We start from the raw sequence: 24,548 nt of genomic DNA, 5'->3' as shown, positions 1-24,548 counted from the left end.
TTAGTCGAAGCCGCAGACGCCGAGACCGTACTTAGGCTCAGGGCCGCTCGCCGCGTGCGAGTCGGGCCTCGATCTCGTCCAGCACCGGCAGCAGATCGGCCACGCTGTCGACCACGTAATGGGCGCCCTCGCCCTTGAGCTGCGCCGTGGCTTGCTCGCGCAGCGCCTGCTGCTCCGGCGCGGGCAGGGCCGCCCATTCCGCGCGCGACAGGCCCACCGCATTGCCGCTGACGGCCACACCCACTGCCCAGCAGCCGGCGTTCAGGCCCTCGGCCAGGCCCACCCCGGTGTCGTCCACCTTGACCACCGCGTGCGGCGGCCAGACACCCAGGTCGGCGAAGCAGCGGTACATCATCAGCGGCGTGGGCCGGCCGGCGGCCAGGTCGCCGGCACAGACCAGGTTGTCCGGCGTGTAGCCGGCGGCGCTGGCCAGGCGGGTCACCACCTCCATGATGGGCCGGTTGTAGCCGGTGGTGGAGCCGATCTTCAGGCCCCGGGCCCGCAGGGCGGCCACCGTCTCCAGGGCGCCGGGGATGAAGTCGGCGAAGTCCGGGATGACGGCCGCATTCATCGGCGTGAAAACCTCGTAGAGCCGGTCCACATCGGCATCGCTCAGCGGCCGGCCGTAGCGGGCCTGCCACTGGGCGGCCACCGAGGGCAGGTCGCCCAGGGTGCGGATGTGGTCCCACTTGGCCATGCCCATGGGGCCGCGGGCCTCGGCAATGGTCAGCGTGATGCCGAACTGCGCGAACAGGCGCACGAAGGCGCCCATGGGGGCACGGGAGCCGAAATCGAGGATGGTGCCGGCCCAGTCGAAGACCACGGCGCTCAGGGTGTTGGCAGGGGTGTGCATGGTGTGTTCCTGGTGTTCTTCAAGGGGCGTGGGCATCCCGCGCCAGGGTCAGCACCGGCCAGCCGCGCTGACGTGCCTCGTGGGCCAGACGCGGGTCCGGGTCCACCGCCACCGGGTGGCCCACGGCCAGCAGCAGCGGCAGGTCGTTGATCGAATCGCTGTAGAACCAGGCCCGGGCCAGGGCCACCTCCGCGGCCAGCCCCTGTCCGGCCAGCCAGGCCTGCAGCCGGGCGACCTTGCCCTCGCGCATGTTGGGCATGCCACGCAACTCGCCGGTGAAGCGGCCCGCCTCGTCCACCGCCAGCTCGGTGGCCAGCAGCTCGGCAAAGCCCAGCTCGGCCGCGCTGGGCGCAGCCAGCACCCGGTTGGTGGCGCTGGTCAGCAGCAGGCGGTGACCCTGCGCCCGGTGCTGCTGCACCAGGGCCTGGGCCGCCGCCGGGATGCGCGGGCGCAGCACCTCGGCCAGGAAGTCCTGCAGCAGCGGCGCCCAGTCGGCCGGCGCACGGCCGGCCAGCGTGCCAGCGTAGAAGCGGCAGAAGGCCTCCACCCCCACGGTGCCGGCCCGGTAGCCGGCGGCCAGCGCAGCGTTGCGCTCGGCGAAGTCCGGCCCCAGCAGGCCGCGGGCCACCAGGAAGTCGCACCACAGCGTGTCGCTGTCGCCCGTCAGCAGGGTGTGGTCCAGGTCGAACAGGGCCAGGGTGTCGCCCATGCTGTCAGTCCGCCCGCGACAGGCCCATGCCGGCCAGGGTGTGGGCCACCGCGTCCACAGCCTGCTGCATCTCCTTGGGGCCGATGGCCCCGATGCAGCCGACGCGGAAGGTCTCGACCTCGGTCAGCTTGCCTGGGTAGAGCATGAAGCCATGGGCCTTGGCCCCGGCGTAGAAGGCCTTGAAGTCGTAGCGCGCATCGGCCGGCGCCAGGAAGGTGACGATGATGGGCGAGAGGTACTCGGGCGCCAGGAAGGTGCCGAAGCCCAGGGCCGCCATGCCGGCCACCAGGGTGTCGAAGTTGGCGGTGTAGCGGGCCAGACGGGCCGGCTGGCCGCCCTCTTCCTCGTACTGGTCCAGCGCGCAGGCCAGCGCGGCCACCACATGGGTGGGCGGGGTGAAGCGCCACTGGCCGGTGCGTTCCATGTAGTGGTGCTGGTCGTGCAGGTCCATGGCCAGCGAGTGGCTGCGGCCGGCGCAGCCGTCCAGGATGGACCGGCGCAGGAACACGAAGCCCATGCCGGGCACGCCTTCCAGGCACTTGCCGCTGGCAGCCACCAGGGCGTCGAAGCGCACCGTGCGGGCATCGATGGGCAAGGCGGCGAAGGAGCTCATCGCATCGACAATCAGCCCGCGGCCGGCGGCCTCGCAGATGGCGGCCACCTCGGCCAGCGGGTTGACCACGCCGGTGCCGGTCTCGCAGTGGATCAGGCCGACATGGGTGATGCTGGGGTCCTCGGCCAGGCGCTGGGCCAGCAGGGCCGGATCCACCGGCCCGTCCTCGGCAAAGGACAGCACCGTGGTGCGCCGGCCCATGAGGGTGGCCAGCTTGGCCATGCGCTTGCAGTAGGCGCCGTTGTCCAGCACCAGCAGGTGGCCGTCACGTGGCACCACGGTGGCCACCGCGGCCTCCACGCTGAAGGTGCCACTGCCCTGCAGGGGCACGACGACATGGCTGTCACCGGCGTGCAGGATGTCCAGCAGGCCGCGGCGCACCCGGGCGGTCAGGGCGTTGAAGTCGGCGTCCCAGGAGCCCCAGTCCTTGAGCATGGCCAGCTTGGTGCGCAGGCTGGTGGTCAGCGGGCCGGGGGTGAGCAGGATGTTGTCGCGGTCCATGGTGAGCGGCGGATGCGGAAGAGACAAGGGGAGCGCGGCGTCAGCGCGCCGGCTGGCGCCAGGCCTGGGTGCGGCGCTGGGCCCAGGCGCCCAGCGCCAGGTAGAGCCCGTTGACGGTGAGAGAGGTGGCCATGATCAGCACCGCCATCGCGGCGGCCGGGCCGATGTCGCCGGCCTCGTCCAGGTTCAGGATGGCCACCGAGGCCAGCTTGGTGTCCGGCGTGTAGAGGAAGACCACGGCCGAGATCGTCGTCATCGCGTTGACGAAGAAGTAGCGCGAGACATCGATCAGCGCCGGCAGGCAGATGGGCAGCGTGACCCGCCGCAGCGTGGTGGTGAAGGGCACCTTGAGCGAGGCCGACACGGCCTCGAACTCCGGATCCAGCGCCTTCAGCGCGGTCACCAGCGTCAGGTGGCCGGTGGTGTAGAAGTGCACCACGGTGCACAGCACCAGCAGGGCCCCGGTCTGGTAGAGGCCGTGCAGCGGGTTGGCCGGCGCATTGAAGAAGAAGATGGAGCCCAGACCCAGCACCAGCCCGGGCACGGCCATGGGCAGCATGGCCATCAGGCGCAGCAGGGGGCGCAGCGCCGCCCAGCCCCGGGTCTTCTCCAGCAGGTAGGCGCCCAGGAACACCACCACCGGCCCGATCAGCGCGGTGGCGGCGGCCAGCTTCAGGCTGTTGAGCAGCGCGTCGCCCAGCTCGGCGTCCACCAGGCCCATGGTGTAGTGGTCCAGGCTGAGCGTGAGGTTGTAGGGCCAGAAGGCCACGAAGGAGGCGAAGACCGCCATGCCGGCCATGGCCAGCATCAAGAGGGCGATGAGGCTGCAGTAGGCGGTCATCAGCAGGTCGAAGCCGGCCGAGCGGCGGGGCACCAGCGGCACCGCGCGGGCGCCGACCTGGGCGGTCTGGCGGCGCTGCACCCAGTGGTCCACGCCGAAGGTGAGCAGGGCCGGGGCCAGCAGCAGCAGGGCCACCACCGCGCCGCGCTGGAAGTCCTGCTGGCCGATGACCAGCTTGAACACGTCGGTGGCCAGCACGTTGAAATCGCCCCCCACCACCTTGGGCACGCCGAAGTCGGTGACGACCAGGGTGAAGGTGACCAGCGCGGCCGAGATGAGGCCGTACTTGGCCCCCGGCAGTGTGATGGTGAAGAAGACCCGCCAGCGCGAGGTGCCCAGGGCAGCGGCGGCCTCGTACAGGCGCGCGTCGGCCAGGGCCAGCGCGGTCACCAGGATCATCAGCGTGTGCGGGAAGACGGCGAAACACTCGGCCAGCACGATGCCCGGCGCGCCGTAGATGCCGTCGAAGCCCAGGGCGAGCCAGACGTCCTTGGCCAGGCCCTGGTTGCCGAACCAGTAGATCAGCGAAATGGCCGACAGCAGCGAGGGCGCCAGCAACGGCACCAGACTGAGCGTGCGGAACAGGCCCTTGGCCGGCATGGCACTGCGGGTGAGCGCATAGGCGAAGGTGAAGGCCAGGGGCAGCACGATCAGCGTGATCAGCACCGACACCCAGAGGCTGTGCCACAGGCTGTCCAGCAGGGCCGGCGAGCCCAGGTAGGCCACGAAGTGCTGCCAGGCGCTCTGACGCTGACCGTCCACCACGCCGGGTGCGAAGGCCTGGCCCAGCAGTGCCAGCAGCGGCCCCACCAGGCCCACGCCGAGCAGGGCGGCCAGGGCCAGCAGGCCGCCACGGGCCAGCCAGTCCGTCCAGTGCAGGCGCAGGGTGGGGGCGGCGGGCAGCACCACGGCGCCGGCCTCGGCAGACAGGGAACGTGCGCTCATGCGGTCGCCGGGAACACGCGCAGGCGGTCGCTGCGCAGGGCAAAGCGCAGCGTGCCGCCTTCGCGCACCTGGTACTCGTCCATCTGGTTGAGCGAGAACTGCAGCTGCAGCGGCGTGGGCAGGCCGGGCAGGTCCACCTCGGCCAGGCAGTTGCCGCCCAGGAACTCCACCTGGCGCACCCGGCCTTCGCAGGCCTCGGGGTGGTCGGCCACCAGGCCGTCGAGCACCCGGTCCTCGGGCCGCAGGTAGAGCCAGACCGAGGCGCCGCTGCGGAAGTCGGCGCCCTGCCCCGGCGGACACTGCCAGCGGAAATCGCCGCTGCGGAACCAGCGCTCGCCTTCGGCGATGGCCGGCAGGCGGTTGACCTTGCCGACGAAGTCGGCCACGAAGGCCGAGGCCGGCTCGCGGTAGATCTGCATCGGCGTGCCGACCTGCTCGATGCGGCCCTGGTTCATCACCACGATGCGGTCGGCCACCGACAGGGCCTCCTCCTGGTCGTGCGTGACCATGATGGTGGTCACGCCCAGGCGGCGCTGCAGCGCGCGCAGCTCCTCGCGCAGGCGCACCCGCACGATGGCATCCAGCGCGGACAGTGGCTCGTCCAGAAGCAGCAGGCCCGGCGAGGTGGCCAGGGCACGGGCCAGCGCCACCCGCTGCTGCTGGCCGCCGGACATCTGGGCCGGGTACTTGGACCCGCTGCCGGGCAGGCCCACCAGCGCCAGCAGCTCCGCCACGCGGGCGTCGATGCGCTCGCGCGGCTGGCGCCGGTTGACCAGACCGTAGGCCACGTTGTCGGCCACGCTCAGGTTGGGGAACAGGGCGTAGGACTGGAAGACGATGCCGTAGTCGCGCTGGGCCGGCGGCAGGCGGGAGATGTCCCGCCCGTCCTGCACCAGCGTGCCCCGGCTGTGGGGCTCCAGCCCCGCCACGATGCGCAGCAAGGTGGTCTTGCCGCAACCCGACGGCCCCAGAAAGCAGACGAACTCGCCCCGCTGGATGGACAGGTCGATGTCCTCCAGCGCGGTGAAACCGCCGAATTGCTTGCCGATTCCCTGAAGGGTCAGGTAGGCCGAAGAGGGCGTCATGGAACTCACCTGGCTGGCCGCGGGATCACTTCTTCTTTTCGCTCTTGCCGTCGTAGCGCTGGGTCCACTCGGCCAGCACGCGGGCGCGGTTGGCGGCGGACTCGTTGAAGTCCAGCTTCACCAGGCGCTGCTCATAGTCGTCGGGGATGCCCTTGAGCTTGGGCGCCACGCCCGGCTGCGCGGTGATGGCGAAGTTCTTGCCATATAGGAACATCGCATCCTTGCTCGAGGCCCAGTCGGCCAGCTTCTTGGCCGCGGCCAGGTGCTTGGTGCCCTTGTGGATGGCGAAGGCCTCCAGGTCCCAGCCCAGGCCTTCCTTCGGGAAGATCAGCTCGATGGGGGCGCCCTTGGCCTTGTTGCTGTAGCCGCGGTACTCGAAGGAGATGCCGGCCACGTACTCGCCCGAGGCGGCCATGTTGCAGGGCTTGGAGCCGGAGTGGGTGTACTGGGCGATGTTCTCGTGCAGCGCGTCCATGTACTTCCAGCCGCCGCCCTTGCCGTTGTCGTCGCCCCAGAGCTTGAGCCAGGCGTTGACGTCGAAGTAGCCGGTGCCCGAGGAGGCCGGGTTGGGCATGACGATCTGGCCTTTGTAGATGGGCTTGGTCAGGTCCTTCCAGCTGGTGGGCGCCGGGATGCCGCGCTTCTTGGCCTCGACGGTGTTGAAGCAGATGGTGGCGCCGAAGACATCCATGCCGAACCAGGCCGGCGGCGTCTTCTTGTCACGGTACTGCGACATGATGGCGTCGAGGTTGAGCGGGGCGTAGGGCTCCAGCATGCCGTTGATGTCCAGCAGCGCCAGGCTGGAGGCGGCCACGCCCCAGACCACGTCGGCCTGGGGGTTGGCCTTCTCGGCCAGCAGCTTGGCGGTGATCACGCCGGTGGAGTCGCGCACCCACTTGATCTCGATGTCGGGATTGGCTTCGTTGAAAGCCGCCTGGTAGGCTTTGAGCTGGTCGGTTTCCAGCGCGGTGTAGACGGTGAGCGTGGTCTTCTCGGCCAGCGCGCCGGCGGAGAGCGCCGCGCCCATCAGGCCGGCCAGGATCGACTTCCAGAATTTCATCGCAATCTCCAGGGGGTGAATGACCACGGACGTGTGGCCGGCGGACATGACAGGCGCGTGACGGCACCTGAGCAAGTTCGGGACCAGTTCATTCTGGAGACCGTTGATTGCAGATTGTTGACAATCTGTCATCGAGGCTCGTCTACACTTTGCCCACCATGAGCGCGAAGCCTCCCGCCCCACCGACCATCGCACAGCTTCAGTGCAACTCGCTGGCCAACCTGGTGCAGGCCGCCATCGAGCGCAAGATCCTCGAAGGCACGCTGCAGGCCGGCGACAAGCTGACCGAGGCAGCGCTGGCCGACGAGTTGGGCGTTTCGCGCGGCCCGGTGCGCGAGGCCTTTCGCATGCTGGAGGAAGCCGGCCTGGTGCGCACCGAGAAGAACCGCGGCGTCTTCGTGCGCGAGATCCCGGTGGAAGAGGCGCTGGAGATCTTCGAGGTGCGGGCCCTGATGGACGCCCACGTGGGCCGCAAGCTGGCGCAGACCCTGGCCGTGGCGCAGGTGCGCGAGTTGCGCCGCAGCGTGGAGACCATGGAGGCCGCCGCCAAGGCCCACGATGCGCCGGCCTTCCACGAGGCCAACCTGGCCTTCCACGACCTGATGCTGACCCTGGCCGGCAATGCCAAGCTCACCGCCGTCTACCGCAAGCTGACCAAGGAGCTGATGCTGTTCCGGCGCCAGAACCTCACCCCGGAGAGCATGGCCGTCTATGCCAAGGAGCACCGGCAGATCGTCAAGGCCATCGCCGCGGGCGACGTGGAGGCCGCCGGCCGCGCCATGTTCGACCATGTGATGGCCAGCCGCGAGCGCACCCGCATCAAGCACGGCCTGCCGGCCCAAGGCGGCGAGGCCCCGCTGCCCGCAGTCTCCGCCGCCCCCACCCGATCCTCCCGTCCCCGCAGCGCCGCACGCCGCGGCGCCTGAACCCGGAACACCGCCCATGGCCCTCAGCCTTGCCGACATCGAATGGCTTCTGGTGCACAAGGGCGATGCCCAGTACAGCGGCGAGCCCGTGACCCAGCGCGAACACGCGCTGCAGTCGGCCTGGCTGGCCGAGCAGGCCGGCGCGGACGACGAACTGATCACCGCCGCCCTGCTGCACGACCTGGGCCATCTGCTCAACGACCAGGGCGAGACCCCGACGCTGCGCGGCATCGACGACCTGCACCAGTTCGTCGCCCTGCCCTTTCTGCGCGGGGTGTTCCCCGACCGGGTGCTGGACGCGATCTCGCTGCACGTGGACGCCAAGCGCTGCCTGTGCGCCACCCGGCCGGGCTACCTGGAGGCCCTGTCGGCCGACTCGCAGCGCAGCCTGGCGCTGCAGGGCGGCGTGTTCGATGCGGCGCAGGCCCAGGCCTTCCAGGCCCGGCCCCATGCTGAGGACGCGCTGCGCCTGCGCCTGTGGGACGACCAAGCCAAGCAGGTCGGCCTGACCACGCCGCCCCTGGCCCATTACCTGGCCATCGCGCGCCGCTGCAGCCTGACCCCATGAGCCTCGACATCAGCGGTGGGGTGCTGCTGGCCGTGCTGCTGGGCGCGGCCCTGCACGCCAGCTGGAATGCCCTGATCAAGTCCTCGCAGGACAAGGCCCTGGACACCGCCCTGATCCACGGCCTGGGCACGGTGACGGCGCTGCCGCTGCTGGCCGTGTTCGGCCCGCCGCCGGCCGCCGCCTGGCCCTATGTGCTGGGCTCCACGCTGATCCACATCGGCTACTACACCTCGCTGGCCGGGGCCTACCGGCATGGCGACCTGGGCCTGACCTACCCGCTGATGCGCGGCAGCGCGCCGCTGCTGGTGGCGCTGGCCAGCCATGCCCTGATCGGCGAGGGCCTGTCGCCGCTGGCCTGGCTGGGGGTGCTCGCCCTGTGCGCCGGCGTGCTGACCCTGGGCCTGTCGCGCGGCGCCCTGCGCGGTCAGGGTGACGAGGCCAGCCGGCGCACCGCGCTGCGCTACGCCCTGACCAATGCGCTGTTCATCGCCGCCTACACGCTGGTGGACGGCATCGGGGTGCGGGTGAGCGGCAACGCGCCGGCCTATGTCTCGGCCCTCTTCCTCTTCGACGGCCTGCCCTACCTGAGCCTGGTGCTGTGGCAGCGCCGCGCCGACCTGGCCCCGGTGCGGGCCTATGCGGCCCGGCGCTGGCCGGTGGCGCTGCTGGGCACCACCGCCTCGCTGGGCAGCTACGGCATCGCGCTGTGGGCCATGACCCATGCGCCGGTGGCCATGGTGGCAGCGCTGCGCGAGACCTCGGTGCTGTTCGCCGCCCTGCTGGGCACCTGGCTGCTGCGCGAGCCCTTCGGCTGGCAGCGGGCCATGGGCACCGGGGTCATCGTCGGCGGGGTCGTGCTGCTGCGCCTGGGCTGAAGGACCCGGACCGAGGCGCCCGGGCCGCTCAGGCGGCGTGGCCCACGCGGTCGGCCGACTCGTCCCGGGCCTCGTCGTCCAGGTGGTGCACGTCGGCCCAGCCCACCAGGGTGAAGCCCTCGCCGGTCCACAGCAGGCGGTTCACGCCGGTGTTGGGCAGTTCCCAGGTGCGGGGCGCGTTCAGCGCGATGCGCGAGGCGGCGCGGTACAGGCAGTCCAGCACACCGCCGTGGGCCACCAGCACCAGGGTCTGGCCGGCATGGGCCCGGGCCAGACGGCTGGCAGTGGCCACCACGCGGTCGAAGAACTGCTGCAGGGTTTCGCCGCCCTCGGGGCCGAAATCGGGTTCGCGGCGGCGCCAGCGCTCGCTCTGCGCGGGCCAGCCGGCCTCGACCTCCTGGTAGGTGTGGCCCTGCCAGATGCCGAAATGCCGTTCGCGCAGGCCGGCGTCCAGCTGCAGCGGCAGGCCGGTGGCGGCGGCCACCGCCTCGGCCGTCTGCCGGGCCCGCGAGAGGTCGCTGCTGACCAGCACCTGCGGGGCATCGTGCTGCAGGGCCCGGCCCACGCGGCGGGCCTGCTCCTGGCCGCGGGTGTTCAGCGGCACGTCCATCTGCCCCTGCAGCCGGGTGCCGACGTTCCATTCGGTCTCGCCGTGGCGGATGGCGATCAGCCGGGTGGTCTCGGGCATGCTCACCGCTCAGACTCCCCAGACGATGGGCTCGTCGGCCGCCTGGCAGGTGCGCAGCATCTGGATCAGGGGCCAGACCCGCTGGCGCAGCGAGACGGCCTCGGCCGGCCGGTGGGCCTCGCCGCCTTCCTCCTCGACGGGGGTCTGCTGGCGCGCGGCCTCGTCGGCGGCCACCGCTTCGCTCAGGCGCTCGATGGCCTGGGCCATGTCGGCGACTTCGATGATGCCCTTGGACGCGGGTTCACGGCCCAGCAGCGCCAGCACACGGTCGCCGGTGGGGGTGAGCATGATCAGGTCGGCAGCGGCCTGGCTGCGGAATTTGTACATGGCGGACAGTCCTGGCTGGCGCGCGCCCGCAAGACCGGGCGGCTCAACCGCGATTGTGCCCACCCCGCCGGCCTGGCGCCGCTCAGCGTCCGTCCGTGCCTGTCAGCGCCGCCGCCTGGCTGGCCTGGCGGGCCAGCACCCGCTCGCAGGCCCGGGGGTCCAGCGCGGCCGAACCCAGCAAGCCCTGCCAGCCCTGGCAACCCAGGGTGTCGGTGACGAAGCGGCGCTGCGCCTCGTGTTCCACCCCTTCGGCCAGCACCTGCAGACCCATGGCGCGGGCCACCTGGGTCAGCCCCCGCACCAGATCGGCCTCGGCCCCATGGTCGGGCACGGCCCGCAGCAGGCGGCGGTCGATCTTGACCGCGGTGAAGGGCACGCGCCGCAGCCAGCCCAGGGCGCAGTCGTCCAGCCCCCAGTCGTCCAGCACCAGACGCACCCCCAGCCGGTGCAGGGCGTCCAGGTTGCTCAGGGCCGCCTCCGGGTCGCGCCGCAAGGCGGCCTCGGTGATGTCGAGTTCGAGCTGGCGCGCCGGCCAGCCGGCATGGGCCAGCACGGCCGCCACCCGGCGAGCGCAGGCCGGTTCGGCCAGGGTCTCGCCGCTGACGTTGACGGTGAGCGCCTGGTGCCAGCCCTTGCGCTCCCAGGCCACGGCCTGCTGCACGGCCTGCTCCAGCGCCCAGTCGTCCAGGGCGCGCATCAGGCCGGCGCGCTCGGCCAGGGGCATGAAGCGCGGGGGCAGCATCAGCCCTTCCTGCGGATCCTGCCAGCGCAGCAGGGCCTCCATGGCCTGGATCTCGCCGGTGGCGCTGGCAAAGCGCGCCTGGAACTGCAGGCGGAAGGCCGCGCTGGACAGGCCCTCGCGGACGGCCTGCTCCAGCCGCTGCTGACGCCGGCCCTCATGCACCTGTTCCGTGCTGCCGCGGTGCAGTTCCCAGCCGGCCACACCGGCGCCGCGGGCCCGCTGCAGGGCCTTTTCGGCATGCTGCAGCAGTTCCTCGCCGCACCAGCCGGCCTGCGGATAGACCGCCCCGCCCACATGCACCTTGAGCCCCGCGGTGGCCAGCAGCGCCGGCCCCGGCCGGGTGGCCAGTTGCACCAGGCGGCGGGCCAGGGCCTCGGCGGCCGACTCGCCGGCCGGCCGCAACAGCACCGCAAAGCGCGATGCGCCCAGCCGGCCGATCTGGGCCGGCTCGCGCACCGTGGCGCGCAGGGCCTCCACCAGTTCGTCCATGCCGCGGGCCCGGGCCGAGCCCTCGGCCGCGAACAGGGCGTGGCGGTCGAATTCCACCACCAGCACCGCCAGCGGCTGGCCGTCGTCCCGGGCCTGCAGCACCGCCTCGTCCAGCGCTTCCAGGAAGCGGTGCCGGTTGGGCCAGCCGGTGCTGCCATCCAGACCACTGGCTCCCGCAGACGCCGGGGCCGTGGCCCGGCTGCGGGCCAGTTCACGGAAGGAGTAGACCCGGCCGATCGGCCGGCCCTGGCTCCACTGCGGCTGGGTGTAGCGCTCCAGCAGACGGCCGTTGAGCAGGGCCACCGTGTCGGTGCCGCTGACCAGCAGCTGGGCATTGATCTCGTCCACCCGCTGCTGGTAGGCGTCCGGCTGCAGCACCGAGCGGCGCATCCAGTCCAGCACCGTGGCATCGGCCGGCTCGGCCAGGGCTGCTTCGGGCAGGTCCCAGAGCTGGGCAAAGCGGCGGTTGAAGGCGCGGATGCGGCCGGCGGTGTCCAGCACCAGGATGCCGTCGGCCGTGGATTCCAGCGTGGCGCGCAGCTCGGCCAGCAGGGTCTCGCGCTCGCTGGCGGCGCGGGCCTCGTGGCTGCGGTCCTGCAGGGTGACCAGATAGGCGCGCGCCGGCTCGCCCAGCGGCACGATGCGGCGGTGCACCTGGGCCAGGCCCTGCGGACGCGACACCTCGGTGTCCGAGGCCAGCTGTCCGGGCTGACCCGCCCGCAGTTCGGCCCAGAACACCTGGTCCTCCAGGCCCGGCAGCAGGGCCTCGGCCGGCTGGCCCAGGCACCTTTCCGGCCCCAGACCCAGCCAGGCCAGGGCTGGCCGGTTGACCAGACGGACGGTCCAGTCCCCGGCGTCGACCAGCCAGGCCGGCCCCTCCAGGCCTTCCAGCCACTGGTCGGCGCCCAGCAACAGCGCGGGGACCGCCAGCAGACCGGCTTCGTGCGGGATCACACCAGGGCCGGTGCGTCCGCTGCCGCGGTCACCGGTTCCACATCGAAGAAATAGGCCACCCGCAGGCGCGGCGCCAGGCATTCGGCCGCCGCCGCCGGCAGCTGATCGGCCCGCAGGCTGCGGCGGATGCCCAGGTCCGGCGTCTGCTCCAGATCCAGGTGCAGCGCGCGGCTGCTGGAGCGGCTGGGGTCGTAGACCTGCACCCGCGGCTTGAGCGGCCGCGCGGCATTGATGGACATGACCGTGGCATAGCGGTCGTCGCTGAGCTGCACCACCGAGCCCGGCGGGTAGATGCCCATCAGGCGGATGAAGCCACTCAGGATGGTCACGTCGAACTTGTTGCGCGACTGGGCGAACATGCGCGAGAGCGCCTCGTGCGGCGTCAGCGACTGCGAAGGCATGGCCGCGTTGCACAGGTTGTCGTAGAGGTTGACCATGGCCACCACCCGCGCCAGCACCGACTGGCTCTCCAGCTTGGAGGCGCGCGGGAAACCGGTGCCATCGGCGAATTCATGGTGCTGGGCGAGCACCAGCAGGGCCGCGGGCTTGAGCCCCATGCGCTGCCCCTGGACGACCCCCTGGGCCACATGGTCGCGGTACAGCGCGTGCTCGGCGGTGCTGAAGTCGTCCCGCGGCAGACGCACCCGCTCGGGCAGGGCCAGCTTGCCGATGTCGTGCAGCAGGGCGCCGGTGCCCAGGTCGAGCAGATCGGCCTCGGCCATCTGCAGCGAACGCGCCAGCAGCAGCGAGATCACCGTGACATTCATCGCGTGGGCGGTGGCGCGGTCGCTCAACGGCTCGCCCAGCAGGCGCACGCACAGGTCGCCCTCGACCAGCATCTTGTCCAGCATGGCGCGGGAGAGCTGTTCGGCGGCCTCGCGGGCCTGTTGCGGCTCGGCCCCCATGCGGTCGGTGATCTTGCGCAGATCGCGGCAGGCTTCCATGTACTGGCGCTCGCACAGGCGCAGCGCGGACTGCTGCTGCTCGATCCAGGCCGCCTCGGCCCGACGTGCCGCCTCGGCCGGGTCCACGGATCGCTCGGCCGGCGCGGCCGGCTGGGCCGACGCCGCGTCCGTCGGCTCGACCACGACCGGCTCGGGGTCGCTGCGCTCGGGACTCCAGCGCAGCTGCTTCATGCCCAAGCCGCGGATGACCTCGATCTGCTCCAGTGAGCTGATCTTGAAGCTCGACAGCGGGAAGGGATGGGACATCCAGCCCACATCCAGGTGGACGAACATGCCCACCTTCAAATCCTCGACCGCCACCATCGCCGTTGCTGACATTTCTTTGCCTCCCAGGAGGTTTCGCCTCACCGGCGACCTCGTCAGGATCTGTTTCGGCCGCCAGAGGGGGAAACTTGAGCCGGTCCGCACGCCTCCGCCCCAACCCCTTGCGGACCGGATCGGAGCGTACTCCCTAAAATGCCGGGATGAGCACCCCTGCACCGCTTCACTACACGCGCGGCGCCGCCCTGCCGGCCCTGCTGCGCCAACGCATCGTCATCATCGACGGGGCGATGGGCACCATGATCCAGCGTTACAAGCTGCAGGAGGCCGATTTCCGCAACGCCGCCCTGAAGGACCACCCCAAGGACCTCAAGGGCAACAACGACCTGCTGGTGCTGACCCGCCCGGACGTGATCCGCGAGATCCACGAGCAGTACCTGGCCGCCGGGGCGGACATCATCGAGACCAACACCTTCGGCGCCACCTCGGTGGCCCAGGCCGACTATGACCTGGCCCCGCTGGCCCGGGAGATGAACCTGGCGGCCGCCCGCATCGCCCGCGAAGCCGCCGACAAGTTCAGCACCCCGGCGCAGCCGCGTTTCGTGGCCGGCGCCCTGGGCCCCACCCCGCGCACCGCCAGCATCAGCCCGGACGTGAACGATCCGGGCGCGCGCAACATCAGCTTCGACGAACTGCGCGACGCCTATGCCGAGCAGGCCCAGGCCCTGCTGGACGGCGGGGTGGATCTGTTCCTAGTGGAAACCATCTTCGACACCCTGAACGCCAAGGCCGCCATCTTCGCGCTGGACGAGGTGATGGAGCGCAGCGGCGAACGCCTGCCGGTGATCATCTCCGGCACGGTGACGGATGCGTCAGGTCGCATCCTGTCCGGTCAGACGGTGGCGGCCTTCTGGCACTCGGTGCGCCACGCCAAGCCCATCGCCGTAGGCCTGAACTGCGCCCTGGGCGCCGCGCTGATGCGGCCCTACATCGAGGAGCTGGGGCGCATCGCCTCGGACACCTGCATCAGCTGCTACCCCAACGCCGGCCTGCCCAACCCGATGAGCGAGACCGGTTTCGACGAGACGCCGGAGATCACCGGCGGGCTCATGGCCGATTTCGCCAAGGCGGGCTTCCTGAACATCGTGGGTGGGTGCTGCGGCACGACGCCCGACCACATCGCCGCCATCGCGCAGAAGGTGCGGCCTTACCGGCCGCGCCACCCTCAGGATCCGCTGTTCGGCCAGCTGCTGGCCGGCTGATCCGCGCGCTCGGCGGTGGCTTCCGCCTGCCCCCGCTGCACCGAGCCGCCGATCACGCACTGCAGCTGGCGCCCCAACTCGTCGATCTCGTCCTGCATGGCGCGCATCAACTGCTGGTAGAGCCGCTGCTGGCGGTTGGCCTCGCGCAAGCGCTCGGCCAGGCGTTCGCCGATGCTGGCCAACAGGCGGGCAACCACCACGGGCTCGTCGTCCATCAGCCGCCGCAGGTCGCGCCGCGTCAAGCTGGCGCAGACGACGGTGGACTGCGCCACGCAGGTGGCCACCCGGGGGGCCCCGTCGAGCAGGGCCATCTCGCCGATCAGCCCGCCCTCGCCCAGCACGGTGACCACCACCGGCTGCTCCCGGCTCATCACCGAGGTCTCCACGCTCACATCGCCGTGCAGCACCAGCAGCATGTGGGCGTTCTCGCCCTGCTCGCCCTCCTGCAACAGCACGTCCCCGTCCTCGAAGCGGCAGGGCCGCATGTAGGACACGATGCAGCGCGCATCGGACTTGCGCAGATCGGACAACACCGAGGGCCGGCAGAGCAGCTCGGCAGCCTGGATCATCCAGGGCTCATCGGCGGACAGGAATTGGAAGGCCATGGAGGAACGGCAAACGATCGGAGAGAGCGTAAGGGAAGTTGCAGCCTAGCGCCACCAGCGCCCCGGAAGAACCTGCCTGCTTTCTTGCGCCTGGCATTCCGTGTGAAAAGAGGCTCCGATGTGACCCCATCCTCTCTTTTGAGGATGGCACATTGGCCACCCGGGCCCGACACCCGGTGCTGGGCCCCCGGGATCGCAGCCGGTAGAATCTCGCGTCTGCCAAGGAGCGTTGCAGCGCGAGCGTGAGACCCACGGCTTCGCGTCAGGCTTGGTGAAGAATTCAACGACGCTCACCCCTGTGCCGTGGGTGAGTTGCGTCTGCCGCCGCCCCGCCAGGGTGTTGTCCGCGCCTTTCTTCTGCCGCTGCCGCCATGTCTGCCGACCTCCTCGCCCCCCCGCCCATGCGCCTGTCCGGTCTGGAACCGGTCTCCATCGACGCGCAGAGCCTGTTCGTCAACATCGGCGAGCGCACCAACGTCACCGGCTCCAAGGTCTTCGCCCGCATGATCCTGGCCGGCGAGTACGAGAAGGCCCTGGCGGTGGCCCGCCAGCAGGTGGAGAACGGCGCCCAGATCATCGACGTCAACATGGACGAGGCGATGCTGGACAGCCAGGCGGCGATGGTCCGCTTCCTGAACCTGATCGCCGGCGAGCCCGAGATCGCCCGCGTGCCCATCATGATCGACAGCTCCAAGTGGAGCGTGATCGAGGCCGGCCTGAAGTGCATCCAGGGCAAGGGCATCGTCAACTCGATCAGCCTGAAGGAAGGCGAGGCCGAGTTCATCCGCCAGGCCCGGCTGATCCGCCGCTACGGCGCCGCCACCGTGGTGATGGCCTTCGACGAGCAGGGCCAGGCCGACACCTACCAGCGCAAGATCGACATCTGCGCCCGGGCCTACCGCATCCTGGTCGAGCAGGTGGGCTTCCCGCCCGAGGACATCATCTTCGACCCCAACATCTTCGCGATCGCCACCGGCATCGAGGAGCATGACAACTACGCGGTGGACTTCATCGAGGCCACCCGCTGGATCAAGGCCCACCTGCCCGGCGCCAAGGTCTCGGGCGGCGTGTCCAACGTGAGCTTCAGCTTCCGCGGCAACGAGCCGGTGCGCGAGGCCATCCACACCGTGTTCCTGTACCACGCCATCCAGGCGGGCATGGACATGGGCATCGTCAACGCCGGGATGATCGGCGTCTACGACGACCTGGACCCGGTGCTGCGCGAGCGCGTGGAGGACGTGGTGCTCAACCGCACGCCGGTCCTGCAGCCCGGCGAGGCCGCCAAGTCCCCCACCGAACGCCTGCTGGAGATCGCCGAGCAGGTCAAGGGCGCCGCCAAAGACGACAGCGCCAAGCTGGCCTGGCGCGCAGCACCGGTCAACGAGCGCCTCTCGCATGCCCTGGTGCACGGCATCACCGACTTCATCGAGGCCGACACCGAGGAGGCCTGGCAGGCCATCCGTGCCTCCGGTGGCCGCCCGCTGCACGTCATCGAAGGCCCGCTGATGGCCGGCATGAACGTGGTGGGCGACCTGTTCGGCGCCGGCAAGATGTTCCTGCCCCAGGTGGTCAAGAGCGCCCGCGTGATGAAGCAGGCCGTGGCCCACCTGCTGCCCTACATCGAGGCTGAGAAGCAGGCCCTGGCCGACGCCGGCGGCGACGTGAAGCCCAAGGGCAAGATCGTCATCGCCACCGTCAAGGGCGATGTGCACGACATCGGCAAGAACATCGTCACGGTGGTCCTGCAGTGCAACAACTTCGAGGTCGTGAACATGGGGGTGATGGTCCCCTGCCAGGACATCCTGGCCAAGGCCAAGGCCGAAGGCGCGGACATCATCGGCCTGTCCGGCCTGATCACGCCCAGCCTGGAGGAGATGCAGCATGTGGCCGCCGAGATGGCGCGCGACCCCTGGTTCGCCGGGCGCAAGATGCCGCTGCTGATCGGCGGCGCCACCACCAGCCGGGTCCACACCGCCGTCAAGATCGCGCCGAACTACGATGGGCCGGTGGTCTACGTGCCCGACGCCTCGCGCGCGGTCGGCGTCTGCTCGGACCTGCTGAGCGACGAGCGCGCCGCGGCCTACATCGCCGAGCTGGAGGCCGACTACGAGCGGGTGCGCCTGCAGCACGCCAACAAGAAGCAGACCCCGCTGGTGACGCTGGCCCAGGCCCGCGCCAACAAGACACCGGTGGACTGGGCCCTGCTGCCGCCGGCGCCCAAGTTCCTGGGCCGGCGCGAATTCCGCCACTACGACCTGGCCGAGCTGGCCCAGTGCATCGACTGGGGCCCTTTCTTCCAGACCTGGGACCTGGCGGGGCCCTACCCCGCCATCCTGGACGACGCGGTGGTGGGCGACACCGCCCGCAAGGTCTTCGCCGATGGGCAGGCCATGCTCAAGCGCATCATCGACGGCCGCTGGCTGCAGGCCAACGGCGTGCTGGCCTTCTACCCGGCCAACACGGTGGACGACGACGTGATCGAGGTCTACCGCGACGAGAGCCGCCAGGAGGTGCTGATGCGCTGGGCGCCGCTGCGCCAGCAGCAGGAACGCCCGGTGATCGACGGCGTGCCGCGCCCCAACCGCTCACTGGCCGATTTCATCGCCCCCAAGGGCCAGGGCGCCGACCACATCGGCCTGTTCGCGGTGACGGCCGGCCTGGGCGCCGACAAGAAGGCCGCCGAATTCGAAGCGGCACACGACGACTACAACGCCATCCTGCTCAAGGCCCTGGCCGACCGCCTGGCCGAAGCCTTTGCCGAACGCCTGCACCAGCGCGTGCGCACCGAGCTCTGGGGCTATGCGCCGCAGGAGGCGCTGAGCAACCCCGAGCTGATCGCCGAAAAGTACCAGGGCATCCGTCCGGCGCCGGGCTACCCGGCCTGCCCCGACCATGGCGTGAAGTCCGACATGTTCCGGGTGCTGCAGGCCGAGGCCATCGGCATGGGCCTGACCGAGAGCATGGCGATGACGCCGGCGGCCAGCGTCAGCGGCTTCTACCTGGCCCACCCGCAGGCGAGCTACTTCAACGTGGGCGCGGTGGGCGAGGACCAGTTGGTGGCCTGGTCCACCGCGTTGGGCGTGGACGAAGCCAGCGCGCGGCGGCGCCTGTCGCCGGTGCTGAGCGCGGCCACGGCCGCCGGCAAGCCGGGCGCCTCGGCGTAGAAGCTGGCGTTGAGCTGGGTTTCGCGGATCACGTGTTCGCGGAACTTGCGGAACAGCGCTCGGTCCACCCGGCCCGGCTGACGCCAGAAGGCGGCCAGGGGCCCGGCGTGCACCATGCCCTTGACGGCATAGAAACAGTCACCCAGCGTCACCACCGGGGTGCCGTGGTAGAGCGACTGCAGGCCGGTCGTGCTGTTGATCGTCACCACGCCCCGGGCGTGCTGCAGCAGCGTGGGCAGGTGCTGGTCGTGGATGTAATGCACCCGTGAGGCCAGGCCGAGCCGCCGAGCCTGCTCGTCGATCAACTCCCGGTAATCGTTGTAGGGCCGGTCCAGCGGGTGGTGCTTGAACACCAGCAGCTTGTCCTGCGGCGCATGGCTGGCGAAGGACGCCATCACCTCGCCGATGAACTCCGCCACCGTGGCGAAGCGGGAGTGACGGGTGACCTGCGCATCGTTGTGAACCTGCAGCGGCACCAGGAAATAACGCTTGTGCTGCTCGGGTGCGGACAGAAAGTCCTGAACGTGCCGCTCGGCCCAGCGGTTGTGCCACTTTCGCCAGCCGCCCCGCAACCAGCGACAGCCTTCGCGCACCGGGTGCAGGCAGCGGTGATGCTCGTAATGGGGGAAACGCCTGCGCGCGCGCCACATCTCCCAGCCGTAGCGCATGGCCAGCTCGGCCACGCCGCGGAAGCTCTGTCCGGTGGGCCTGGGCGCGGGCTGGGGTTCGGGGCTGAGCGCCGCGTAGAACTCCGTCTGGCGGGGCAGGCCGGATTCGGCATTCACGCCGCCGATTTCCAGGGTGACGTAATCGGGCCGCATGTAGCCCTCTTCGAACACGAACACCCGCAACCCCAGTTGGGTGCCGACCGTCATCGCCATCTCGTGCATGCGACGCGACTGGCCGAACAGCACGATGGCGTCGATGGCCAGATCACTCAGCAGGCCGCGCAGCCGGGCCGGCCACTCGGCCAGGGTTCGGTCGAAGCGGATCACCCCTTCGCCCGGCGGGAAGAAGTGCTCGTCCCCGCCATTGAAGTTCACCTTCCAGACCTGCTGGCCTTGCTGGCGCAGCATCTCCGCCAGCCGCGTGAAGAACGGTCCCATCGGCCCTTGCAGGAGCAGGGTACGGCGGCAGGACAACAGCTGTTGGAGAGAGGTGGGGACCATGGGAAAAGAAAGGCCCGGTGGCACAACACAGCAAGAGCAATGACCATGCCCATTTCATGGACTCAGGCCACCAAGTTGGGCCGAGTGTCAGGTCCCGCCCGGTGGCTGACCATCCCCTGCTTGTAAGTGGCTGCCCCCGCATTCGGGCGCAAAACGTGAGATTTCGCACTCTTTGGCGTCATGGCGGCGGCGCCAGGCCACGACTTCGCGCAGCACCGCACGACGCAGGCGTTGCCAGGCGCGCGCCCAGAAACCCGGCGCAGGCTGGCTTGCGGCCGAATCGCGCCAACCCAGCAGTTCGGCCAGCGCGCCCTCGGGCGTGGTGAAGTGCCCGGTGCGGCGGCTGACATAGCGGGGGTAGCAGAAGAGCGCAGCGGCCACGAGTTCGTCCAGGTCGCGGGCCCGTCCCCGCCGCGGCGTCGGCACCCGGTCCTCGGTCAGGCCCCAGCCGGCGTAGAAGGGCATGCCCCAGCACACCACCCGCACACCGCGCAGCAGGGCCTCGAAACCCGCCAGCGAAGTGAGCACATGCACCTCATCCACCTGCGCCAGCAGGGTGGTGATGGGGGGATCAGCCGCGACCTCGTCGCACCAGCGGGCGACCGTGTGCTCGCCCTGCCCCGGCGCGCGCAGCCGCGCCGACACGTCCGGATGGGGGCGATAGACGATCCAGGCCTCGGGGCGCTCGCGGCGCACGGCCTGCAACAGGCCCAGGTTGGTGTGCAGCCCCGGCGCCCCCAGCGCCAGCGAGGCATCGGACTCGACCTGCCCCACCACCAGCACCACCGGCCGGTCGGTGGCAGGGCGCTGCCAGCCGCCCGCCCCCACGTTGTACTTGCTCAGCGCATGGGCCACCAGTTGCTCGCGCAGGGCCCGGGCCCGGCGCAGCAGAACCTCGTCGAAATCACCTTCGGCCAGCAGATGCTCCAGATCGGACGGTCGGCGGGCGTCGTAGTGCAGTCCGCGGCCATCGATCACCCAGGACAGGGGATGCACCAGATCGGCCCCCAGGCCCACGGAGCGCAGAAAACCATCTTCCACCCGCAACACCTGACCCGGTGACGCGGCGGGCCAGGCCTGCCGCCCCCACAGCACCACCGGCCCGACGAAGCCCCGGGCCTCGGCCGGGGAGCCGGGCCGGACCCGGCTGCCGGCCAGAAAACGCCGCAGGCTGGCGCGCTTCCACCCCGAGAACCCCACGGCCATCAGTTCGGACGGGAATTGCTCGCGCAGGCGGCGCTGCAGGCCCATCCAGTCCAGCAGGCGCTCGGGCGAGGCGGGGCCGCCCGTTTCGGGATCGGCGTAGCGGGGGTAGTCCACCAGGGCTGCATGGGCCAGGGCCGGCCATTCGACCGGCACACGCCGGGCCGGCGCGGCCAACTCGTCCCGGGTGAGCCCCCAGCCGGCATAGAAGGGCATGCCGAAGCAGCGCACGGGCCGCTCCCACAGCAGGGCCTCGAAGCCCATCTGGGAGCTGACCACGTAGACGGCGGCAGCCTGCGCCAGCAGCCCGGCCGGATGGACCGCCTCGCCCAACACCGTCACCCTGGCCTGCTGCCCGGGCGTCAGGTGGTCGAAATGCCCGCGCTTGCGGCCGGCCACCACGTCCGGGTGGACCTTGAGCCAGACCCGGGCGGTCGGGTGCTCGTCCAGCGCCGCCTCCAGCATGCGCTGGAAGCTGCGGGCATCGGCCATCGCCCCGGCGATCGAGGCGTCGCCGGCGGTCTGATCGACCACCAGCACGTCGCCGGGCGACATCACCCCGGCCCACTCGCGGGCGTGGTTGTACTTGGAGACACGGGCGCTGCGCCAGGCCCGGCACAGATCGTCCGCGCGCGAACGGCGGGCCTCGGTCAGCGGCTGACGCACCAGGGTCTCCAGGCGCGAGGGCCCGTGGGCGTCGTAATAGATGCCCTGGTCGTCCAGCACGACGGACAGCGGCGGCTCGTCGGCCCCCAGGCCCACCGAGCGCAGGAAACCATCCTCCAGCCAGAGCACCGGCAGGCCCTGGCGGGCGGCCCAGGCCTGGGCCCGCCGGGCGCTGGGCTTGCGTCCCCAGGCCAGCACCGCCTGGGCCCCTTCGGCCCGGGCGCGGGCGGCCGGCACCAGACGCCAGCCGTCCAGCAGGGCCGGCAGGGTGGCGATGGCCCCCACCCCTCGCCCATGCCAGGCGACGCAGGACAGCCGGCTGAACCCCTCGTCGGATGCGGGCGCCGCGGGCATGGGACGGTCGCGAGGTGTCAGAGACCGGCGGCCGCGAAGTGGGGGTTGTCGAAGCCGGGCTTGCCGTAGCGCAGCGGCTGACCGTCGGCCACCACCGTGACCTTGCCGCCCGCAGCGCGCAGCACGGCATCGCCCGCGGCGATGTCCCATTCCATGGTTCGGCCCAGGCGCGGGTACAGGTCCGCCTCGCCCGCGGCCACCAGGCAGAGCTTGAGCGAGGAACCCGCATTGGTGCGCGAAGCCACCTTGCGGCCGGCCAGGAATGCGTCCAGCGCGGTCTCGTCACCGTGGGAACGGCTGGCCACCACGGTCAGGCCCTCGGCCGGCACCGGGCGGCAGGCAATGCTGCGACGGCCATGCGCGTCTTCCAGCCAGGCGCCCGCGCCCCGCGCGCCGCCGAACAGGCGGCCGATGGCCGGCGCATAGACCAGGCCCAGCACCGGGACACCGTGCTCGATCAAGGCGATGTTGACGGTGAATTCGCCGTTGCGGCTGATGAACTCCTTGGTGCCGTCCAGCGGATCGACCAGGAAGAAGCGTTCCTTCACGTCCGGAATGCGGCCGGCGGCCACCGATTCCTCTGCCACCACCGGAATGTCCGGGGCGATCTCGGCCAGACCGGCCAGGATCACCTCCTCGGCCTTCTGGTCGGCCTGGGTCACAGGCGAGGCGTCGCCCTTCTGGGTCACGTCGAAATCGGTCGCGTAGATGTCCATGATGACGCGGCCGGCATCCCGGATCAGGGGCACCAGGCGCTCCAGCATGGCGACAGCGGCGGAGGTCTCTTGCATGGTCGTCACTTTCATATGAGGGATATGGCATTGTGCAGAGCGGGTGGCAGAATGAAACTCCCTAAAACATTTAATGACCGCATTTCCCGTGGCCAAGACCGTTCCCGAACGCGATGAGCTGAACACGCGCCGCCGGCGTGCGGTCCAGCTGCGCGTGGACGGCCTGAGCCTGACCCGCATCCGGGACGAGACCGGTCTGAGTGTGCCCACCATCATCAAGGCCTGCCAGGCCTTCGAGCGGGGCGGCTGGGCCGCCATCGACGTGGGCGAACGCGGCCGGCCGCGCGGCACCGGCCGGGTGCTGAGCCTGGCCCAGGAGGCCGAGCTGCGCCACGCGGCGCTGACCCTGGCCCCCGAGCAGGCCGGGCTGACCGTGCCGCTGTGGGACGCCCAGGCGCTGCAGACGCTGGCCCAGTCCCGCTTCGGGCTGGCCCTGCAGCCGCGCGCCCTGTCCCGCCTGCTGGAACGCTGGGGCCTGGCCCTGCAACCCTTGCGCGAGCTGGCCGCCGAGCACCCCGAAGGCGCCCAGTGGCTGGACAGCCAATGGGACCCGGGCGTGCGCCTGAGCAGCGGCCAGCAGGTCTGGGCCGGCACGCTGGGCCACCCGGATCGCCCGGCCCCCGGCGGGCTGGTGCTGGCCGTCTCGCCCCGGGGCAGCCTGCGCTGGCTGCCGGTCGAGCGCCTGGCCAGCGCCGACACCTATGTCGATTTCCTGGCGCGGCTGCTGCGTTGCCGCAGTGGCGCCTGGCGGGTCTGGCTGCATGGCCCGGCCCTGGAGCGGGCCCCCGCCGTCAAGGCCTGGCTGGACACCCAGCCCCGGCTGAGCCTGCAGGCCTGCCCGGTGGCCCCGCTGCCACGCACCCTGCCCGAATCCCTGCCCGGACCGGCCCCGGCACCCGCCGCAGGCCCGGTGGCCCCCCGGGCCTCGCCCCCCGCCAACGCCCCGGTGCCCCCGGCACCGGTCCGTCCCCGCCCCCCTGTCTCCACCTTCACTGCACAGCCCACCACGGAACCCACCATGAGCCTGACCCACCTGCAGCGACTGGAAGCTGAAAGCATCCACATCATGCGCGAGGTTGTCGCCGAAGCCGACAACCCCGTGATGCTCTACTCGATCGGCAAGGATTCGGCGGTGATGCTGCACCTGGCCAAGAAGGCCTTCTACCCGGCGCCGCCCCCCTTCCCCCTGCTGCATGTGGACACGACCTGGAAGTTCCGGGCCATGTACGAGATGCGCGACCGCATGGCCAAGGAACTGGGCATGACCCTGCTGGTCTACCAGAACCCCGAGGCGGTGTCGCTGGGCATCAATCCCTTCGAGCACGGCTCGCAGATCCACACCGACATGTGGAAGACCCAGGGCCTGAAGCAGGCGCTGGACAAGTACGGCTTCGACGTCGCCTTCGGCGGCGCCCGCCGCGACGAGGAGAAGAGCCGGGCCAAGGAGCGCATCTTCTCGTTCCGCAGCGCGCAGCACCGCTGGGATCCCAAGAGCCAGCGCCCGGAACTCTGGCACCTCTACAACGGCCGCAAGCAGAAGGGCGAATCGATCCGCTGCTTCCCGATCTCCAACTGGACCGAGCTGGACATCTGGCAGTACATCTACCTGGAGAACATCCCCATCGTGCCGCTGTACTACGCGGCCGAGCGGCCGGTGGTCGAGCGCGATGGCACCCTGATCATGGTGGACGACGAGCGCTTCCCGCTGCGTCCGGGCGAGGTGCCAATGATGAAGAGCGTGCGCTTCCGCACCCTGGGCTGCTACCCGCTGACCGGCGCGGTCGAGTCCACCGCCGCCAGCCTGACCGACATCATCCAGGAGATGCTGCTGACCCGCACCTCCGAGCGCCAGGGCCGCATGATCGACCACGACACCGCGGCCTCGATGGAGAAGAAGAAGCAGGAAGGCTACTTCTAAGGCCCCCACGCTCC

General features: G+C 70.7%; 19 protein-coding genes, 1 pseudogene and 1 riboswitch. Of the genes and pseudogenes, 6 read left to right on the top strand and 14 right to left on the bottom strand.

What is annotated here, in order from left to right:
• Positions 1-37 precede the first annotated feature (37 nt).
• Genes phnX through LRM40_RS02300 form a run of 6 tightly spaced genes read right to left on the bottom strand, consistent with a single transcriptional unit; the run spans position 38 to position 6,607 of the window.
• The gene (phnX, locus tag LRM40_RS02325; protein WP_151123770.1) at positions 38-853 is read right to left on the bottom strand and encodes a phosphonoacetaldehyde hydrolase; all 816 of its coding nucleotides are present in this window, start codon (positions 851-853) and stop codon (positions 38-40) included.
• Between the two features lie 19 nt (positions 854-872).
• Positions 873-1,562, bottom strand: coding sequence for an HAD family hydrolase (locus LRM40_RS02320; protein ID WP_151123771.1), 690 nt, complete (start codon positions 1,560-1,562; stop codon positions 873-875).
• 4 nt (positions 1,563-1,566) lie between these two features.
• Entirely contained in the window at positions 1,567-2,676 is a 1,110-nt protein-coding gene (locus LRM40_RS02315; protein ID WP_151123772.1) for a 2-aminoethylphosphonate--pyruvate transaminase, read from the bottom strand.
• A 40-nt stretch (positions 2,677-2,716) separates the two neighbouring features.
• The gene (locus tag LRM40_RS02310) at positions 2,717-4,462 is read right to left on the bottom strand and encodes a putative 2-aminoethylphosphonate ABC transporter permease subunit (protein ID WP_151123773.1); all 1,746 of its coding nucleotides are present in this window, start codon (positions 4,460-4,462) and stop codon (positions 2,717-2,719) included.
• Positions 4,459-5,547: a putative 2-aminoethylphosphonate ABC transporter ATP-binding protein gene (locus LRM40_RS02305; protein WP_151123774.1), complete on the bottom strand. Its 1,089-nt coding sequence runs from the start codon at positions 5,545-5,547 to the stop codon at positions 4,459-4,461. Before LRM40_RS02305 ends, LRM40_RS02310 begins: the two co-directional genes overlap by 4 nt.
• A 25-nt stretch (positions 5,548-5,572) precedes the next feature.
• A complete protein-coding gene (locus LRM40_RS02300; protein ID WP_151123775.1) occupies positions 5,573-6,607 on the bottom strand; it encodes a putative 2-aminoethylphosphonate ABC transporter substrate-binding protein in 1,035 nt (344 codons plus the stop codon).
• 158 nt (positions 6,608-6,765) lie between these two features.
• On the opposite strand from LRM40_RS02300, the gene LRM40_RS02295 reads away from it, so the two are divergent.
• The 3 genes from LRM40_RS02295 to LRM40_RS02285 are packed head-to-tail and all read left to right on the top strand — an operon-like array spanning position 6,766 to position 8,976.
• Complete coding sequence (locus LRM40_RS02295) at positions 6,766-7,533, top strand: phosphonate utilization associated transcriptional regulator (protein ID WP_151123776.1); 768 nt, start codon at positions 6,766-6,768, stop codon at positions 7,531-7,533.
• A 16-nt stretch (positions 7,534-7,549) separates the two neighbouring features.
• Complete coding sequence (locus LRM40_RS02290) at positions 7,550-8,101, top strand: phosphonate degradation HD-domain oxygenase (RefSeq protein WP_151123777.1); 552 nt, start codon at positions 7,550-7,552, stop codon at positions 8,099-8,101.
• Positions 8,098-8,976, top strand: coding sequence for an EamA family transporter (locus LRM40_RS02285; protein ID WP_151123778.1), 879 nt, complete (start codon positions 8,098-8,100; stop codon positions 8,974-8,976). Before LRM40_RS02290 ends, LRM40_RS02285 begins: the two co-directional genes overlap by 4 nt.
• A 28-nt stretch (positions 8,977-9,004) precedes the next feature.
• On the opposite strand, the gene LRM40_RS02280 is transcribed toward LRM40_RS02285, so the two are convergent.
• The 4 genes from LRM40_RS02280 to LRM40_RS02265 all read right to left on the bottom strand — a co-directional run bounded on the left by LRM40_RS02280 (position 9,005) and on the right by LRM40_RS02265 (position 13,459).
• Positions 9,005-9,664 (bottom strand): histidine phosphatase family protein, encoded by a 660-nt coding sequence (locus LRM40_RS02280; RefSeq protein ID WP_151123804.1) that lies wholly within the window; start codon positions 9,662-9,664, stop codon positions 9,005-9,007.
• Between the two features lie 9 nt (positions 9,665-9,673).
• On the bottom strand, positions 9,674-9,991 hold the full coding sequence (locus tag LRM40_RS02275; RefSeq protein ID WP_151123779.1) for a DUF1840 domain-containing protein: 318 nt from the start codon (positions 9,989-9,991) through the stop codon (positions 9,674-9,676).
• Positions 9,992-10,073: 82 nt separating this feature from the next.
• Entirely contained in the window at positions 10,074-12,176 is a 2,103-nt protein-coding gene (locus LRM40_RS02270; RefSeq protein ID WP_170288843.1) for a bifunctional diguanylate cyclase/phosphodiesterase, read from the bottom strand.
• A complete protein-coding gene (locus LRM40_RS02265) occupies positions 12,173-13,459 on the bottom strand; it encodes a cyclic di-GMP phosphodiesterase (RefSeq protein WP_151123781.1) in 1,287 nt (428 codons plus the stop codon). The genes LRM40_RS02270 and LRM40_RS02265 overlap by 4 nt, the downstream gene beginning before the upstream one ends.
• 146 nt (positions 13,460-13,605) lie before the next feature.
• Between LRM40_RS02265 and LRM40_RS02260 the strand changes: the two genes are divergently transcribed.
• Positions 13,606-14,664 (top strand): homocysteine S-methyltransferase family protein, encoded by a 1,059-nt coding sequence (locus tag LRM40_RS02260; protein WP_151123782.1) that lies wholly within the window; start codon positions 13,606-13,608, stop codon positions 14,662-14,664.
• Here LRM40_RS02260 and LRM40_RS02255 read toward each other — a convergent pair.
• Positions 14,628-15,269, bottom strand: coding sequence for a cyclic nucleotide-binding domain-containing protein (locus tag LRM40_RS02255; protein ID WP_151123783.1), 642 nt, complete (start codon positions 15,267-15,269; stop codon positions 14,628-14,630). The genes LRM40_RS02260 and LRM40_RS02255 overlap by 37 nt on opposite strands.
• 215 nt (positions 15,270-15,484) lie before the next feature.
• Positions 15,485-15,568, top strand: a riboswitch (S-adenosyl-L-homocysteine riboswitch).
• 72 nt (positions 15,569-15,640) lie between these two features.
• Here LRM40_RS02255 and metH point away from each other — a divergent pair.
• Complete coding sequence (metH, locus tag LRM40_RS02250) at positions 15,641-18,433, top strand: methionine synthase (protein ID WP_151123784.1); 2,793 nt, start codon at positions 15,641-15,643, stop codon at positions 18,431-18,433.
• Between the two features lie 56 nt (positions 18,434-18,489).
• On the opposite strand, the pseudogene LRM40_RS02245 reads toward metH, so the two are convergent.
• The 3 genes and pseudogenes from LRM40_RS02245 to cysQ all read right to left on the bottom strand — a co-directional run.
• Positions 18,490-19,308 (bottom strand): annotated as a pseudogene (locus tag LRM40_RS02245) (capsular biosynthesis protein); the annotation flags it as partial.
• Positions 19,309-19,689: 381 nt separating this feature from the next.
• Positions 19,690-21,825 carry a capsule polysaccharide biogenesis protein gene (locus tag LRM40_RS02240; RefSeq protein ID WP_151123786.1) on the bottom strand — a complete coding sequence of 712 codons (2,136 nt, stop codon included), beginning with the start codon at positions 21,823-21,825 and terminating at the stop codon, positions 19,690-19,692.
• A 17-nt stretch (positions 21,826-21,842) separates the two neighbouring features.
• A complete protein-coding gene (gene cysQ, locus LRM40_RS02235; RefSeq protein ID WP_151123787.1) occupies positions 21,843-22,616 on the bottom strand; it encodes a 3'(2'),5'-bisphosphate nucleotidase CysQ in 774 nt (257 codons plus the stop codon).
• 1,018 nt (positions 22,617-23,634) lie between these two features.
• Between cysQ and cysD the strand changes: the two genes are divergently transcribed.
• Complete coding sequence (gene cysD, locus LRM40_RS02225; RefSeq protein WP_231067810.1) at positions 23,635-24,534, top strand: sulfate adenylyltransferase subunit CysD; 900 nt, start codon at positions 23,635-23,637, stop codon at positions 24,532-24,534.
• The last annotated feature ends 14 nt before the right edge of the window (positions 24,535-24,548 follow it).

Source organism: Ideonella dechloratans, from assembly GCF_021049305.1.
GTDB classification, from domain to species: domain Bacteria; phylum Pseudomonadota; class Gammaproteobacteria; order Burkholderiales; family Burkholderiaceae_C; genus Ideonella; species Ideonella dechloratans.
The sequence above is the reverse complement of the archived record's forward strand: the minus strand, read 5'-3'. Positions and strand labels throughout refer to the sequence as shown.